The organism is Halobacteriovorax sp. RT-2-4, assembly GCF_047085445.1.
In the GTDB taxonomy this organism is placed as follows: domain Bacteria; phylum Bdellovibrionota; class Bacteriovoracia; order Bacteriovoracales; family Bacteriovoracaceae; genus Halobacteriovorax_A.
Genome location: NZ_JBKIXY010000001.1, coordinates 1898706 through 1915189, shown reverse-complemented (window position 1 = coordinate 1915189; position 16484 = coordinate 1898706). Strand labels below are relative to the sequence as shown.

Here is a 16484-nt window from a genome sequence, read left to right as displayed (position 1 = left end):
TTAGTCCTATACGTCCAGATTTCTTACATTAAGTGCGTTTTCTTCAACAAATTGTCTTCTTGGTTCTACTTGGTCACCCATTAGAACAGAGAATACTGAATCTGCTTCAATAGTATCTTCAATCTTTACTTGAAGAAGAGTTCTATTTTCTGGATTCATTGTTGTTTCCCAAAGTTGTTCAGGGTTCATTTCTCCAAGACCCTTATAACGTTGGATGTACGCGCCTTGTTTAGCATCATCGATAATATAAGAAGCAAAACCTCTTAGTGATTCGAATTCTTTTGCATCACCTTTTTCACCTTTAACAATGAACTTACCAATTTTAAATTTATTGATACCATCGTAAAGGTTCATAAGATCTGCGTATTCTGAAGACTCTAGGAAGTATGAGCTAAGTTTAAATTTCTTCGTACGTGCTGTTGTTTTAACATTGATACGAATAAGATTTGATGCATGCTCTTTGTCTTCTTCAATTGAGAATGAGTAATTTCTTAATGTTTCAGACTCTTGAGTTTTAAAGTGTTCATCAAGTTTAGAAACAATACCATCAAGTTTTGAGCGATCTTTAAGATCAGCTGCAGTGATACCAATTTCTTCAATTAAGTGTCTTAGTAAGAACGTATCGAAGTGAATATCGTAAGACTTAAGAGTTTTGTCGTATTGAGTGAATTTATTAATAAGACCTTTAGCTGTCTCTTCTTCAATCATTTCACCATTGAAGTTAATTGAAGTTCCTTCAATTGCGTTTGCAACAAGGAATGTCTCAAGTGCTTTTTCGTCTTTTAGATAAATCTCTTTCTTACCTTTCTTGTATTTATATAAAGGTGGTTGAGCGATATAAACATAACCTTGCTCAATCAGCTCAGGGAACTGACGATAAAGAAGAGTTAAAATAAGTGTTCTAATGTGAGAACCATCGACGTCGGCATCTGTCATGATAACTAGTTTGTGGTAACGAAGTTTTGAAATATCAAAGTTACCTTTACCAATACCTGTACCCATCGCTTGAACGATCATCTTAATTTCGGCATTACCAAGCATTTTATCATAACGAGCTTTTTCAACGTTAAGGATCTTCCCTTTAAGAGGAAGAACTGCTTGATACTTACGATCACGTCCCTGCTTTGCAGAACCACCGGCAGAGTCACCCTCTACGATGTAGATTTCAGAAAGAGCTGGATCTTTTTCCTGACAGTCTGCCATTTTACCTGGAAGACCACCCATATCTAGAACTGACTTTCTTCTAGTTAATTCACGAGCACGTCTTGCGGCTTCACGAGCTGCAGCTGCATCAACAGACTTTCTAATAATTGTTTTTGCAGTTTGTGGGTTTTCTTCTAAATATCTCTTAAGTGCATCCCCTACTAGAGAGTTAACGATACCTTCTACTTCTGAGTTACCTAGCTTATCTTTTGTTTGACCTTCGAATTGAAGCTCAGGAAGCTTAACAGAAATAATCGCTGTTAAACCTTCTCTCATATCATCACCTGTTAAATTCGTTTTAATTCCTTTAAGCAGGTTATTATCTTTTGCATATGCATTTAGAACACGAGTTAGTGCAGTTTTAAAACCAGAAATGTGAGTCCCCCCACCTGGAGTTGTAATTGCGTTGGCATAACCAGAAAGAACTTCTGAGTATGAATCAGTCCATTGCATTGAGATTTCTACTTCGTAATCTTCTCTTGATTCTGCAATATAGATTGGATCTTTGTGTACTACTGTTTTAGCTCTGTTTAGATATTCTACGAACTGAATAAGACCACCCTCATAGTGGAAAGTTTCATTCTTATCTGTTCTCTCATCTTTAACAACGATCTTAAGACCTTTGTTAAGGAAGGCCATCTCTCTAAAACGATTTGTTAATGTATCGTAATTAAATTCGTGAACTTCAAAAATTTCATTATCTGGTTTGAAAGTAACAGAAGTACCTGTTTGAGTTTTGTCTTCTAATTCACCAACAACTTTAAGTGGCTCTTTAGTTACACCATGGTTAAATTCAACTTGGTGAATCTTTCCATGCTTTTTAATTTCAACTTTAACCCACTTAGATAGTGCGTTTACAACAGAAGCACCTACACCGTGTAGACCACCTGAAACTTTATAAGCTCCACCTTCTTCGTTAAACTTTCCACCTGCGTGAAGTTTTGTATATACAAGTTCCGCTGCCGATACACCTTCTTTCGGGTGAATATCAACTGGGATCCCTCGCCCATCATCGATAACTGTTACAGAGTTATCAACGTGAATAATAACTTTAATTTCGCTACAATAACCTGCAAGTGCTTCATCGACTGCGTTATCTACAATTTCATATACACAGTGATGTAGACCACGATTGGCAGTATCACCAATATACATCCCTGGTCTTTTTCTTACGGCCTCTAGTCCTTCAAGAACACTAATCTGGCTTGCACCATATTCCTGTCCGACCTTACCAATACTTCCTGCTTGATTTTCTTGATTTTCCAAAAGGAACCTCTCTTCCAATTTCTTGTGTCAGTGTGTTGTTTTAAAAATATAATTTTTTGGAAGACTAGTTAACGGAACCGTTCGAAATATAGATCTTATTTGCGCCATTAATTTTTTCTAATTCTTCCTTAAATTTTTCATTTGCCGTCGTGATTAAAACTTGGAACTCTCGTTGTTCCAAAAATTTAACCAGCCTACCCCATCTCGCCTTGTCTAATTCCCCTGAGACGTCGTCGATAAGTACAATTGGATAGGTGTTAAAGTTATACCTAAATAGCTCTATATAGGCAAATAAGAGGCTCAAATAAGACATTTTTTGTTGGCCTAAAGAACAAAATTCGTAAGCATTCATCCCATCAAAAAGAAGCACGTAGTCATCTTTGTGAACTTGATAAGTCGTATGGCCTACAATTAGGTCCTTTTCTAGCCTTTGTTGCATATAATCAAAGATCATCTCTGGTGAAAATCCATGAAAACGAGAATCAACTTCAATTTTAAGTGAATGATCTTCTGAAAAGATGTCACGATATGTATTTTCACAAAACGGAATTAGTTCAGTTACGAATTGATTTCTCATGGCAACTAGCTCATAAGCATAATCTGCCATCTGGCGATCAATTACATTTAACTGCTCACGAAATTGTGATGGTTTCTTAGATAAAAGAATATTTCTAAACTTAAGCGCGGAATTGTACTGATTTAATACTTTCTTATAATCGCGACTAAGCATTGATAAATGATCATCAAACCACTTTCTTCTAAAACTTGGAATATTTGAAAATGAATAAGAATCAAATGGATTGATAAAAACTAACTTTGCATCAAGTTTCTTTTTCGTATTCTTCCCATTAAGTGCCCAGGTAGATCCTTGAGGATTCATCTTTCCACTGAAAGTTACGTTATCGCCATCATCGAGAAATAGAGATGAAAATAATATCTCAGGGTTATCCCCATCAATACTTAATAGCTGTGGAAAAGTTGTATTTTTACGAAAAGATTTTCTCGTCACTAGAACGTGTAGAGCTTCTAATATATTTGTTTTTCCATTTCCGTTTTCACCTAGGATACAATTAATATTTCCATTGAAAGAAATTATATCTGGTTCTAGATTTCGAAAATTTGTTACCTGAAGTTTTACAAGTTTCAAAGCGTCTCAGTACTAGATTCTAAGTGGCATGATAATTCCAAGATAATTTTGGATATCATTTGATCTAACGATTACCGCTGAAAATTCATTGTTAAATTCGAAAGTTACATTTTCAGTATTTAAAATTGCAATTGAATCTAATAAGAAACGAGCGTTAAAACCGATTTCAATTTCCTTACCTTCGTAATCAACTGGAATCGTCTCTTTAGCATCACCAAGTGAAGGATGGTTTGCAGAGATCGTCATATGGTTTTCAGTTAGCTTAAGCTTTACTGCATTTGATTTCTCATTAGACATAATTTTAATACGTCTAATAGCGTTTTGAATTACTTCTTTATCAGCTGTTAGTGAGTAAGTAGTCTTAGCTGGAATTACAGCTTGATACTTAGGATACTCTCTAGCAATTAAACGAATACCTAATTGGTATTGCTCATTAGCTGTTACATATAAATATGAGTCATCAACAGAAATAAACAGATTTGCACCTGGATATGTTTCAGCGATTTTTCTAAGTTCTGCTACACCCTTCTTAGGAATAATAATTCCATTAATTAGAGCTTCATTATTTTGTTCAGCAATATCATTTTCGATTAGAGATAAACGATGTCCATCAGTTGAAACAGCTCTTAGCTTCCCTTCTACTTCTTGGAAATAGATTCCGTTAAAGTGAAGTCTTGTTTCATCATTTGAGATTGCATATGAAGTTTTAGTAATTAGATTTAAAAGATCATCTGAATTTAGTGTGAAAGTATTTTCGCTTCCAAAGTGAAGCTTTGGAAATTCATCTGCTTCGTAAATTAAAAGTGAATAATGAATTTCTTCACAATTTATTTTTAGTAGATTTTCACCATCTTCTAACTCGATGTTGATATCTGTGTTAGGAAGTTCTTTTAATATATCAAATAGATTCTTAGCGTTTATACAAAATGAAGCTGTTCCTTCAGTTGATGCATTAATTGAATACTTTGCTGATACCTCAAGATCTGTTGCTGAAAGATATATTTTATCATTGCTAACAGTTAGTAACGTATATGTTAATATTGGTCTTGAATTCTTCTTATCAATTACAGTTAAAATTTTATTTAATGCATCTCTTAAGTTATCTGTATCAACCCTAAGCTTCATCTTTATTCCTATCAGAAAATTATTTGTATTGTTGTATAATGGAAAACACTAGTTAGCAAGGCTGTCTAGAGCATTTAAGTGTTCTTCTTATTATATATATTTATATATATATTATATATAATCCTGTGGATAAGTTCATAAGTGGCAACTCCCCTTTTAACAGCGTCTTTTCTCAATTTGGCCATTGTTAGCAATCGTTGACTACTTTTTTTTGTGCCTTGCATTTATTCGTATATTACTTAAAACGTAACAAATATGTGGTGTTATTAGTTTTTTGCTCACGGCCTATTGTGGATAATTTTTTGGCCAAGAAAATTTCTTTAAAATTTGTTAAATTGGCCAGTCATTTACTCACAATTTACAAACATGTTGATAACTTTTTTATCCACGGCCTTAATTTGTGTCGATAATATTATTAACGGCCGTGAATAAGTTTAGAAATAATGTATAAGTAACTATTATTACAGTATTTATTAATTCACAATTAATTTTCTTGGCCGTGGATTGGCCGTCGTTGGCCGTGAATAACTAACATTTCGTAGGACCAAAAGTGACTAGTCAAATACTGGTGTGAATTTGTCGGCCTAATGACTAGTCAGATTATTAACATTCCACAAATTTTTAGTGGATAGTCTAGGGGATTGGCCACTCAATAATCCACGGCCGACTGGCCAAATGGCCGGCCAATATTGAGGATGTGAAAATATATAAGAAAGGCCGTGAATAACACGGCCTATGTATTGGTTAGTCAGTTGACTAGTCAGTAATTTAGTAGGGGATTATAACGAATTTTCAATCGTCATAATTGTCTTAGAAAGCATTGGATCTTGAGACAATTGTTTTGAAATCTTTTGTTCAGCGTGAACAACAGAGCTGTGATCACGTCCTCCAAAGAACTGTCCAATTTCTTCATGTGTTAAGCTTGCAAGTTTACGACATAAGTACATGGCAACAAAGCGTGCATTAGCGATATCTTTTACACGTGATTTAGACTTAAGATCAGCAACTGGAATTTTAAAGTATTGTGAAGTCTGCTTAGCAATTCCTTCAATTGTAATTTTCTTTTCGTCTTCGTAATCTCTGAGTCCTAGAACCTCTTTAACCATTTCTAATTCGATATCAACCTTCATGATATCAGAGTAGGCTGAAAGCTTAATTAGAGCACCCTCAAGCTCTCTAATCGAGTTTTTAACATTACATGCAATCAGGTTCACAATGTCTTCAGAAAGGAATAGGTCGAGATCATCAGCCTTAGCATTAATGATTGCAACACGAGTTTCAATATCTGGTTTTTGAATATCAACGACAAGACCCCATTGAAGGCGAGTCTTAATTCTTTCTTCAAGTCCATTGATCTCTTGTGGAGTTTTATCAGAAGTGAAGATTAGCTGTTTTCCTTTTTGATATAGCTCATTAAAGATATGGAAGAATTCTCTTTGCGTTCCTTCTTTACCTTTAAGTTCATGAACATCATCAATCATTAGAACATCAACTTTATCAGAATATTTTTGACGAAACTCTGGAAGCTGTTTATTGCGAATTGATTCAATCATTTCCTTCATGAAATCACGTGCTGTAATTAAGCAGATAACATAGTGAGGGTATTGATTGTGAATACCGTTGGCCATCGCATGTAAGAGGTGAGTCTTACCAAGTCCTGAATTAGAATGAATATAAAGCGACGGATATTTACCAGCTTTACCAGGACTTTTAGCAATCGCTACTGAAGCAGCGTAGGCCATATTATTTGATGGTCCAATAACATAATTTTTAAACGTTTTAGACTTATCAATGACGATGTTATTGTAGTCATCACTTACGTGATCAATATACTTAGACTCAACTTGTGAAAGTAGGTCTTCTTGTACAGGCTCTAGATCGAGCGAAAATGAGATTTCATTTGCTGACCTAGGTTTCGTATGACTTGGTTCTATAGGACCATTATTTAAGTGTTGAGATAGGCTAGGTTGAGATAAGTTATTGTTATTATTAGCAATAATCTCGATTTGATACGATTTACCTAACGTATTTACAATACTTTGGCTGATTTGGTTTAAATTTTTCTCGATAAATGACTTAATAAAGTTAGTCGTTGTCGAAAATATCGCTCTTTCACCGTCAATATTCTTAAGACGAAAAAAGTCTCCTTGGAAAAAAGAAGCATATTTTTGTGGATTTACTAATGATTTTAATGAGTTATGAATCTCATTATTCATCATATCCAGCTCATCAGCGCTAAAGAAATCGTCCGATAGGCTAGAGCTATTATAAGGTTGATTTAAATTTTGCTTAATATTGAAGGGATCTTCGATAATATTCTTATTGGCAAGATCTTCTATGTTATTGATTTTATTTGTTGTTGGGTTAGAATTCTTCAAAAATTCATTAAAAGGAAAATTTCCCTGCATGATCCATTCCCTTGAGTGGTTTACTCGTCAATTTTTCTTTAATTACGTGTTGTGGGGAGAATTTGTATCATGGCCCAAAATCCTAGGCCAATAAAAAAATGGGTTTTTTACGCATGGCCAAATAAATCAAATATTTTGGCCTGCACTATGTACAGGGCCATTGACCAGTGATGCGAAATGGTATAATACTAGCCCTTACAATATTAATTTTTAGTTAAACAGTTATAGTTAGGTAGGTTGAAGATGTCTAAAAGAACTTGGCAGCCAAAAAGAAAGAAAAGAATGAGAGTACACGGTTTCCTTAAAAGAATGGAAACAGCTGGTGGTCGCAACGTTATCAAAGCTCGTAGAGCTAAGGGACGTAAGCAACTTACAGTTTCTCACGGTAAGAAATAATGACATCAGTTGATAGCACTTTTGATAAAAGTTCAAGACTGCTATCAACTGAAGATTTTTCTTATTTAAGAAAAAATTCTCAAGTAATCACTGATCGTTGGCTTCGTATTTATTACAAGCCATCACGTCTTAACTCTGAAGTTTCAAGAGTAGGTTTTTCTGTAACTAAAAAAGTCGGTAAAGCTAATAAGCGTAATCTTTGTAAGAGAATTATTAGAGAATTCTTTCGTACAAGTTCGTACCGTAACAACGGTAAGGATTTTATGATTGTGGTTTCTAATCGACTTTTTAAAAGTTCACAAAATCCAAAAGAAGATCTTCGAAATTCCCTTGTGAACGCCTTTGCAAAAATTCAATAAAAGATTAACAACTCCTTTATAGCGTGTTAAAAATCTCCATACTTAAAGACTTAAGAAAATACACTTTAGGAGTATTAAAGAATGAATAATGATCAAAAACGCACTGTCTTAGCGTTTGTTCTTACTGGTGTTATTGTTTTCACATGGCAAGCACTTTTCAGTTCAAACCAACCTGTACAACAACCAGTAAAACAAGAACAAGTACAAACACAAAACGCATCTTCTAATTCATCTGAAACGAAGCCAATTGCAACACACTCGAATAAAGCAACAAACCTGACGTCTGTTACTCTTAAAGCAGGATCATTTTTCTATACAGTTAATAGTGATCTTTCTTTTAGTGAAGCAGCTGGTAATAAAACTTCAATGACTTTAAAAGAGCTTTCAGACAAGGATAACTTTTTTAATTTCAAGTTAATCGATACTAATAATAATCTACAAAACTTTAACTTTGTATTCGATGAACAAACAGTCGAAAACGAAGTAGTAGGTAATGATCTTAATAAGCAAATTTCGATTCGTTTAAAATTAGAAAATGATGGCCGTTTAACTTATGAATTAAATGGTGCTCAGGATTTTAGACTTTCATACAATATGGCAGCTACTGAAAAGCAATCTGATAACAGAACTTATCGTCAGTATGTTGTTCAAGGTATGGATACTGATCGTTATAACTTAGAATCAGATGAGAAAGGTGAGGGGAACTTAAAATGGGTTGCTCTTGATTTCAATCATCACGTTTTCTTCAACGTTTTTAATGATAAGCAAACAATCAATTATATGGCCACTGAAGGCGGAGAGATCTTCTTTCAAGCTGTTAATGGTAAGAAAAACTATAATGGTTATATTCTTTATGCTCTTAAAAATTATGATTACCTATTAGGATTTGATAATCAATTAGATCTATCAATCGACTTTGGTATCTTTGGAATTTTTGCAGTTCCAATTCTAAAAGCAATGCAAGTTCTCTACACATATGTAGGTAACTACGGTGTTGCGATTATTCTTTTAACAATTGTAATTCGTCTTGCAACTTATCCATTACAAGCTAAGTCTTTTAGATCAATGAAGAAGATGCAAGTTCTTCAACCAGAGATTGCAAAGCTAAAAGAAAAGTATGCTGACGATCCAATGAAGCAACAAAAAGAAACAATGGAATTATTTAAAAGATCAGGTGCTTCACCTTTAGGTGGATGTCTTCCAATGGTTCTTCAAATTCCAATCTTTATTGCTTTCTACCAAGCTATTTCAAACTCTGTTGAGCTAGTTGGTTCTCCATTTTACTTTTGGTTAACTGACCTTAGTGCAAAAGATCCATACTATATTCTTCCAGCAATTATGGGGATTACAATGCTAGTGCAAACTAAGCTAAATCCTTCGACATCTGCTGATCCTAATCAACAGAAGATTATGTATATTATGCCGATCGTTTTCATTTTTATTATGAAAGATCTTCCAGCAGGTTTAAATCTGTATTTTACAGTTTCAAACATCCTGGGAATTGCACAACAACTTTACGTTTATAAAACAGCAGAAGCTTAATAAACCATGATATACGAAACGGATGACCTTCCTATTGTCGCTTGCTCGACTGGCCTAAATGAGAATACGGCCATAGGGGTTATCCGTTTATCTGGTTTTTCCGACATTGGTTCTATAGGACCATTTTTCAAAAAAGATTTATCAAATCTCGAAATTCGCAAGGCCACTTTTACAAAGTTATACGACCAGGATGGAAACTTCCTAGATGAAGTCGTTATTACGTATTTTGAGGGCCCGCATAGTTACAATGGTGAAAATATATTAGAGATTGCGGCACACGGTAATACGCTTAATTTAAAGCGTATAATGAATGCATTCATTAACTCCGGTATGTTTCGTTTAGCAAAGAATGGTGAATTCACTTATCGAGCACTAAAGAATAAGAAGCTTTCCCTTGCACAGGTCGAAGGACTTGATGCACTTTTAAATGCTTCTTCTTCTCTAATGCTTGATGAAGGACTTAAACTATTAAATGGTAGCCTTTATCAAAAATACACTGATCTCTACGACAAGTTTTTAAAACTAAAAGCTGCTGTTGAAATCAATATTGATTTTGCAGAAGATGTAGGGGAGGAGCAGTCTCAGAAATTACTTGATGATGCTGTTGCAGATATCAGTGGCCATATAACTTCACTTTATAAAAGTGCAAGTGTTAATGCTAAGAGCTTAATGTCTCCAGATATTGTTCTTTGTGGTGAACCTAATGCAGGTAAGAGTTCTCTCTTTAATTTATTCTTAAATGAATCACGCTCAATAGTTTCAGACATAGCAGGAACAACTCGTGATTATATTTCAGAATATATTAGTCTAGGTAATGAAACCTTCAAACTCGTTGATACAGCAGGTCTACGTAATACGACAGATGTAATTGAAGAAGAAGGGATCAAAAGAAGTCGCAATTTAATAGAAGGTGCATTCTATAAAATTCTTCTGATCAATATTAATGAAGTTGAAAAATACCAATACCACGATATTAAAGAGACACTTTTTGATGCTTTAATCTTTACTCATTTTGATGAATTTAATGGTGAGATTAACTTAAAAGATTTACAAGAGAATCTTCCAAAAGCTATTAAATACTATAGTGCAGACACTTCAAAAGGTGAGGGAAGTCTTGTTGAAATAAGTGGTCCTATCGGACCAGATTCAGAAAGTGGTTCTATAGAACCACAAGAATCAAAACTTGGTCCTATGGGGGCAAGTCTTGATAATGGTCCTATAGAACCAGTTCATATAACTGACTTAATTACTCAGGATATTTTATCTAAGTATATGAAATTACGTAACAGTGACCCCATTTCTATTGAAAGACATCGTGTCGTAATCAATGATATTTATGGGAAATTTACTGATTTTGCTAATAATATCAAATACTTAGATGATATAGCTATCATTTCATCCGAAGTTTCTATCCTAGAAAAGAAAACTGCAGAACTAATCGGAATCATTAGCCCTGACGATACACTTACACATATCTTTACCAACTTCTGCATAGGTAAATAATATATAAACCATTGATTTTTCTGAAAAATTAGCTTAAATGTTCCACGTAGAACATTATTATTACAATTGCGCACAATTGTTCCACATGGAACATTAATCGCAGAAAGTTCCACGTGGAACAAAATGAGAAACATATGTTTGATGTAACAATTATTGGTGGGGGACATGCAGGACTAGAGGCTGCTTGGGCCGCCGCTCAGTTTGACCTAAAGGTAGCAATCGTTACTATGCCTGGTGTAAGTATAGCATCAGCTCCATGTAATCCAGCAGTTGGTGGAGTGGGCAAGGGTCAGGTTGTAAGAGAGATAGATGCCTTAGGTGGCATCATGGGGAAGCTTGCTGACAGAAGCGCTATTCAATATCGAACTCTTAATGAATCTAAAGGTTATGCTGTACAGTCAACTCGTGTACAGATTGATAAAGAAGTATATGCTAGAAATGCAGAGGCGGAAGTAGCTGCTAACGATAATATTACTGTTATTCGTGAAATGGTGGAAAGAGTAAGTAAAGATCAGGACTCTTTTCTCATTAAGACAACTGAAGGCGAGTATCTCTCAAAGAAGATTGTAGTTACTACTGGTACTTTTTTAGCAGGCAAGATGCACACTGGAGAGGAACAATCTGACGGTGGTCGTGTAGATTGTCTTAAAGCTGATTCTCTCGAGAATATCTTTGTAGGTGTAACAGCACTTAAAACTAGATTTAAAACAGGAACTCCTGCTCGTTTAAAGAGAGATACCATCGATTTTTCTAAAATGGTGGAGCAGGAAAGTGATCCTACAGCAGTAAATTTCCATTTTAATCACGGATTAACTGAACGATTTGTGGATCAGGTTTCATGTCACCTTACTAAGACCAATGAAAAGACTCTTGGAATTATTCGCGACAATAAAGAGAGAAGCCCTATATTTAACGGACAGATTAAAGGTGTTGGGCCTAGATATTGTCCATCTATTGAAGATAAAGCTTATCGCTATGAAGATAAGGACGTGCACCACGTATTTGTTGAACCAGAATCACTGGAGCTGGATACATTTTATCCAAATGGTATCTCTACATCACTTCCACGTGAGATACAGCTAGACTTTATCCGTACTATAGAAGGATTAGAAAAGGCAGAGATTGCAGTATATGGCTACGCTGTTGAATACGATGTTGTCGATACAACATGCTTGGATAGAACATTGCAATCGAAGGAAATGCCTGGATTATATTTTGCTGGTCAGGTAAACGGTACTTCGGGTTATGAAGAAGCTGCAGGACAAGGTTTAATAGCTGGTATAAATGCAGCTCGATCTGCTATTGGCGCAGATAAGTTTATATTGGATCGCGATGATTCATATATTGGTGTAATGGTAGAAGATCTTGTCTCGAATAAGAGAGATGAGCCTTATCGATTATTTACTGCACGTAACGAAAACCGTCTTTATGTACGTGAGGATAATACTATTCTACGTATGAAGAAATATCGCCAAGAATTAGGTTTGTATGCAGATATTGATCGCTATCAAGACAGCTATGAGCAGGGCTTTAATATTATCTGGCATATCGCTAAGAATTATACATATAAAGCTAATCCAAAGAATAAGGAATACTTTGAGTCGAAGGGCTATGGACCACTAAGTTCAAATATTACCTTGGCCGAATTGTCTAAGAGAGCACACTTGAATCCAGTGGATGTCTTAGTGGCAGAGTTAGCTGAGAATAATCTTCATTTTGATTTAAATGTTATTCGTACAGTAGCTATCTCACTAAAGTACGAAGGGTATATTGATCGTGCTCTAGTTGAAAATGCTAAAATCAACAGACTTAGTAAGAAGCCTGTGGATTGGCAAAAGCTAGTAGCTAGTGAGAATATCTCATTTGAGTGCAGACAACGTATTACAGAAATAAAGCCTGAAAGTTTTGGGCAGTTACAAAGAATAGTAGGAATTAGACCAGCTACCTTAGCATATGTAGCAGGAAATATATTATGATGAAAGATACAGTATTTTGTGAACGCTACCTTGAGCAAATCAATGGGCCGTTTGCTGGAATTAATCTTACAAGAATTAATACAGCAGAAGAGTTCTTCGATAAGCAATATGTAGACAGTGTTAAACCTATTGAAGACATTCCTTCTTTGAAGAAGATCTATGATCAAACTAAGATACATGTAGACATTGGTTTCGGTGGAGGATTTCCTTTATTACCATTAGCAAGCTTGAATCCTGATAAGAAATATATTGGTTTTGAAGCAAGAGGTAAGAAGTCCAAAGTTGTTAATCAAATTGCAGAAGCAATTGGTCTTGATAATGTAAAGACATACCACCAAAGATTTGAGCATGTATATTTTGATCGTGACTGTACGATAACATTCAAAGCTGTTTCAACAATACAAAACCTTCTTCCTCTTATTATTACAGATAAGACTGTAAATGTGATCTTTTATAAGGGTCCAAACTTCTACGAATTAGAAGACCTGGACTGGCTTGGTAACAAGTGGGAGATAGTAGAAGAAACATTGATCGATATTCCTAATACTGAGGGGCGTATGATGATTGCTCTTCGTAATAAGAATGTTCTACGTGGAACAGAAATCACTAGTTTTAGAAAAAATAAAAATAAACAACTTGTCACTTTGTCTTCATTTCTTTAAAAATATAGTAACAACTATATCTTTTGGGAGACATAAATGGCTAAAATTATTGCACTCATGAATCAGAAGGGTGGTGTTGGTAAAACAACAACTACAATTAACCTTGCTGCCTGCCTTGCAGTAGCCGAGAAAAAAACTCTGGTAATTGACTTAGACCCTCAGGGTAATGGTAGTGTGAGTTTAGGACTTGATTCAGCGCAGCATAATGGAAGCAATATCTATCATGCAATGATTGGTAAAACAGATATTCGTGAATGTATTTACGAAACAGAATTACCTAATCTACATATCTGTCCTTCTGATAACAATTTATCGGGAGCAGAGATTGAACTAGTAAGTGAATTTGCAAGAGAGTCGAAGTTAAAGACTGCATTCATGCCTGTTATGGACGCTTACGATTATATTCTAATTGATTGTCCACCTTCTCTTGGTCTTTTAACTGTGAACGCATTAAATGCTGCTCATAGCTTTATCGTACCGATGCAAACTGAATACCTTGCAATGGAAGGTCTGGCCCAACTAGTAAACACTGTAAAATTAATTAAAGCGAATTTAAATCCTACATTAGAAATGGACGGAATCGTCCTTACTATGTTTGATGGAAGAGCGTCTCTTCACAAGCAAGTTGCAGAAGAGATTAGAAGGCACTTTGGCGAAAAAGTATTTCAATCGGTAATACCTAGAAATGTAAAACTCGCCGAGTGTCCATCTTTTGGTAAACCAATTATCCTTTACGATATTGAATCAAAAGGTTCTGAAGCTTACTTATCACTAGCTAAGGAACTTATTATTAAAGATCGTGCACAATCAGTAGAAATTCAAAATGAGCTACCACAAGTTCCATCGGTTAATGAAATCGATAATACTTTAGCTGGTAACATTCAATAGGTAAGGGGAAGAGAGAATGGCTAAGAAAATGGCATTAGGAAAAGGAATGGGATCTTTACTTGGAGGAACACAAAATTCTTCTCAAGTATCAAAAGCTCAAGCAGCTTTTTCTGATCTACAAAAAGTTGCAGCAGATAATCCGGCAGCAGCTAAACCAGCACTTAATACAACTCCTGCTGTACAAGTAGAAACGAATCCTTCAATGCTTGATATTACTGTAATTCATGCAAACCCAAACCAACCAAGAAAAATCTTTAAAGAAGAAGAGCTTCACGAGCTTTCAAACTCAATTAAAGAAAATGGTGTTATTCAACCACTAATCGTTGTTAAGGCCGATAATGGATATGAACTTGTTGCAGGTGAAAGAAGACTTCGCGCTTCTAAACTAGCAGGTCTTACTCAAGTTCCTGTCGTAATAAAGAGAGCAACTGATCGTGAAAAAATGGTTATGTCGATCATTGAAAACGTACAAAGATCAGATCTTAACTGTGTAGAAGAAGCTCTTGCTTACTTTGCACTAATGGAAGACTTCAACTTAACTCAAGAAGAAGTTGCAAAAAAAGTTGGTAAGGAAAGATCTACAATTGCTAACTTCCTACGTATTCTTAAGCTTCCACGTGATGTAGTAGAATTAATCCAAAAGGATCAGCTTTCATTTGGTCATGCAAAAATTCTTGCTAGTATCAAAGAGAGAGAAGATTGTATTCGTATTGCAAATAAAGCAGCTCTTGATAATCTATCTGTTCGTGAAACTGAAAAATTAATTAAAGCAGCTAAGAGACCAACAAAAGTTGGCAAAGAAGATGATAACTTCGACTTTTTTAATGGAAAAATGTCTCAATATAGAGAAAAGTTAGAACAAAAAACTGGTTATCATTTCGGGATTAAAACAAATAAAAACGGTGGTGGAGAAGTTGTACTGAAATTCTCTAATGAAGCCGAATTTAATGATATTTTTGAATACTTACTTTTAAATAGATAATGTTTTTATTGGTCCTATGGGACCAGTCTTTATGGCCGGTCCTATAGAACCATTTTTCAAATCAAATATGGTCCTATAGAACCAGCCACGGAAAGGGTAGATTTATGACACAAGGAACAATGGCAGCGATTATCGAAGATGGTTGTAAGCTCGAAGGAAATATTACACTGAACGGTGTAGGACGTATTGCGGGAATTGTGAACGGAACTATTTTTTCAAATGACACGGTAATTATTTCCGAGGCCGCTGTAATTAATGCAGACATTATTGCTGATGTAATTATGATTAGTGGAATCGTTAAGGGCGACATCAAAGCGACTTCTCGCGTCGAAATTATCAAGCCTGCTCGCTTCGAGGGGACTATCACTACACCTTCGCTTATTGTGGAAGACGGCGTTATTTTCCATGGTACAACGAAGATGCATGACGAGAAATAATTAAATAAATTTGATTATTTACAACTTAATTAAATGTTAACAAACATTCAGAAAAAAGCTGTTTAGCTTGACGATAGGCCAGATAAAGTTTAATTATTAGTGAACTTTTAACCAATCTTATTACACAATTTGGGGTAGTCACTAATGGATACTATCAATACAGTATTAAACTCTCTAGGTATCAACTCTACATTTTTCATTCAATTGGCCATCGTTACAGTTCTTTATTTTGTAACAAGAAACTTAATCTGGTCTAAACTTCAAGAAGTTCTTGAAAACCGTGAAGCAAAAACTACTAAAATGGAATCAGGTGCTGATGAAAAAACTCGTCTTGCAACTGAATTAGAGAAAGAATACAAGTCTAAAATTGAAGGCGCACAATCTGAAGCTTTTAATTTAATTCAAAATAGAAAAGAAGAAGTTACTAAGCGTGAAGCTGTTAAAGTTAAAGAACTTGCTAATAAGCTTGAAGCTGAAGCTAATTCTGAAAAGGCAAAATACTCTCAAGAGTTAGAAGAGAAGAAAGTTGCAATCATGAAAGATGCTGATGAACTTTCATCACTTCTAGTTGATAAAATTGTACAGTAGTC

The 16484-nt window shown here is 35.0% G+C and carries 14 protein-coding genes; 10 read left to right on the top strand and 4 right to left on the bottom strand.

Features of this window, described 5'->3' with window-relative positions; all coding sequences use genetic code 11:
- Positions 1-6: 6 nt before the first annotated feature.
- The 4 genes from gyrB to dnaA form a co-directional block, all read right to left on the bottom strand.
- Positions 7-2469, bottom strand: coding sequence for a DNA topoisomerase (ATP-hydrolyzing) subunit B (gyrB, locus tag ACMAYL_RS09200; protein ID WP_412470499.1), 2463 nt, complete (start codon positions 2467-2469; stop codon positions 7-9).
- 64 nt (positions 2470-2533) lie between these two features.
- A complete protein-coding gene (gene recF, locus ACMAYL_RS09195; RefSeq protein ID WP_103218600.1) occupies positions 2534-3616 on the bottom strand; it encodes a DNA replication/repair protein RecF in 1083 nt (360 codons plus the stop codon).
- Positions 3617-3628: 12 nt separating this feature from the next.
- Positions 3629-4741 carry a DNA polymerase III subunit beta gene (gene dnaN, locus ACMAYL_RS09190; protein ID WP_103218601.1) on the bottom strand — a complete coding sequence of 371 codons (1113 nt, stop codon included), beginning with the start codon at positions 4739-4741 and terminating at the stop codon, positions 3629-3631.
- A gap of 779 nt (positions 4742-5520) precedes the next feature.
- Entirely contained in the window at positions 5521-7149 is a 1629-nt protein-coding gene (dnaA, locus tag ACMAYL_RS09185) for a chromosomal replication initiator protein DnaA (RefSeq protein WP_412470500.1), read from the bottom strand.
- Positions 7150-7392: 243 nt separating this feature from the next.
- Here dnaA and rpmH point away from each other — a divergent pair, with 243 nt between their 5' ends.
- The 10 genes from rpmH (at position 7393) to ACMAYL_RS09135 (ending at position 16482) form a co-directional block, all read left to right on the top strand.
- Positions 7393-7545 carry a 50S ribosomal protein L34 gene (rpmH, locus tag ACMAYL_RS09180; protein WP_103218603.1) on the top strand — a complete coding sequence of 51 codons (153 nt, stop codon included), beginning with the start codon at positions 7393-7395 and terminating at the stop codon, positions 7543-7545.
- Entirely contained in the window at positions 7545-7904 is a 360-nt protein-coding gene (gene rnpA / locus ACMAYL_RS09175) for a ribonuclease P protein component (protein WP_103218604.1), read from the top strand. The genes rpmH and rnpA overlap by 1 nt, the downstream gene beginning before the upstream one ends.
- 81 nt (positions 7905-7985) lie before the next feature.
- Entirely contained in the window at positions 7986-9446 is a 1461-nt protein-coding gene (gene yidC / locus ACMAYL_RS09170; RefSeq protein ID WP_103218605.1) for a membrane protein insertase YidC, read from the top strand.
- A 6-nt stretch (positions 9447-9452) separates the two neighbouring features.
- On the top strand, positions 9453-10949 hold the full coding sequence (locus tag ACMAYL_RS09165) for a tRNA modification GTPase (protein ID WP_412471001.1): 1497 nt from the start codon (positions 9453-9455) through the stop codon (positions 10947-10949).
- A 134-nt stretch (positions 10950-11083) separates the two neighbouring features.
- Complete coding sequence (gene mnmG, locus ACMAYL_RS09160; protein WP_103218607.1) at positions 11084-12925, top strand: tRNA uridine-5-carboxymethylaminomethyl(34) synthesis enzyme MnmG; 1842 nt, start codon at positions 11084-11086, stop codon at positions 12923-12925.
- Positions 12922-13587, top strand: coding sequence for a 16S rRNA (guanine(527)-N(7))-methyltransferase RsmG (locus ACMAYL_RS09155; RefSeq protein WP_103218608.1), 666 nt, complete (start codon positions 12922-12924; stop codon positions 13585-13587). Before mnmG ends, ACMAYL_RS09155 begins: the two co-directional genes overlap by 4 nt.
- Before the next feature lie 36 nt (positions 13588-13623).
- The gene (locus tag ACMAYL_RS09150; RefSeq protein ID WP_103218609.1) at positions 13624-14475 is read left to right on the top strand and encodes a ParA family protein; all 852 of its coding nucleotides are present in this window, start codon (positions 13624-13626) and stop codon (positions 14473-14475) included.
- A 16-nt stretch (positions 14476-14491) separates the two neighbouring features.
- Positions 14492-15457 (top strand): ParB/RepB/Spo0J family partition protein, encoded by a 966-nt coding sequence (locus ACMAYL_RS09145; RefSeq protein WP_103218610.1) that lies wholly within the window; start codon positions 14492-14494, stop codon positions 15455-15457.
- Between the two features lie 104 nt (positions 15458-15561).
- The gene (locus tag ACMAYL_RS09140) at positions 15562-15894 is read left to right on the top strand and encodes a bactofilin family protein (RefSeq protein WP_103218611.1); all 333 of its coding nucleotides are present in this window, start codon (positions 15562-15564) and stop codon (positions 15892-15894) included.
- Between the two features lie 144 nt (positions 15895-16038).
- Positions 16039-16482 (top strand): hypothetical protein, encoded by a 444-nt coding sequence (locus ACMAYL_RS09135; RefSeq protein ID WP_103218612.1) that lies wholly within the window; start codon positions 16039-16041, stop codon positions 16480-16482.
- Positions 16483-16484 lie beyond the last annotated feature (2 nt).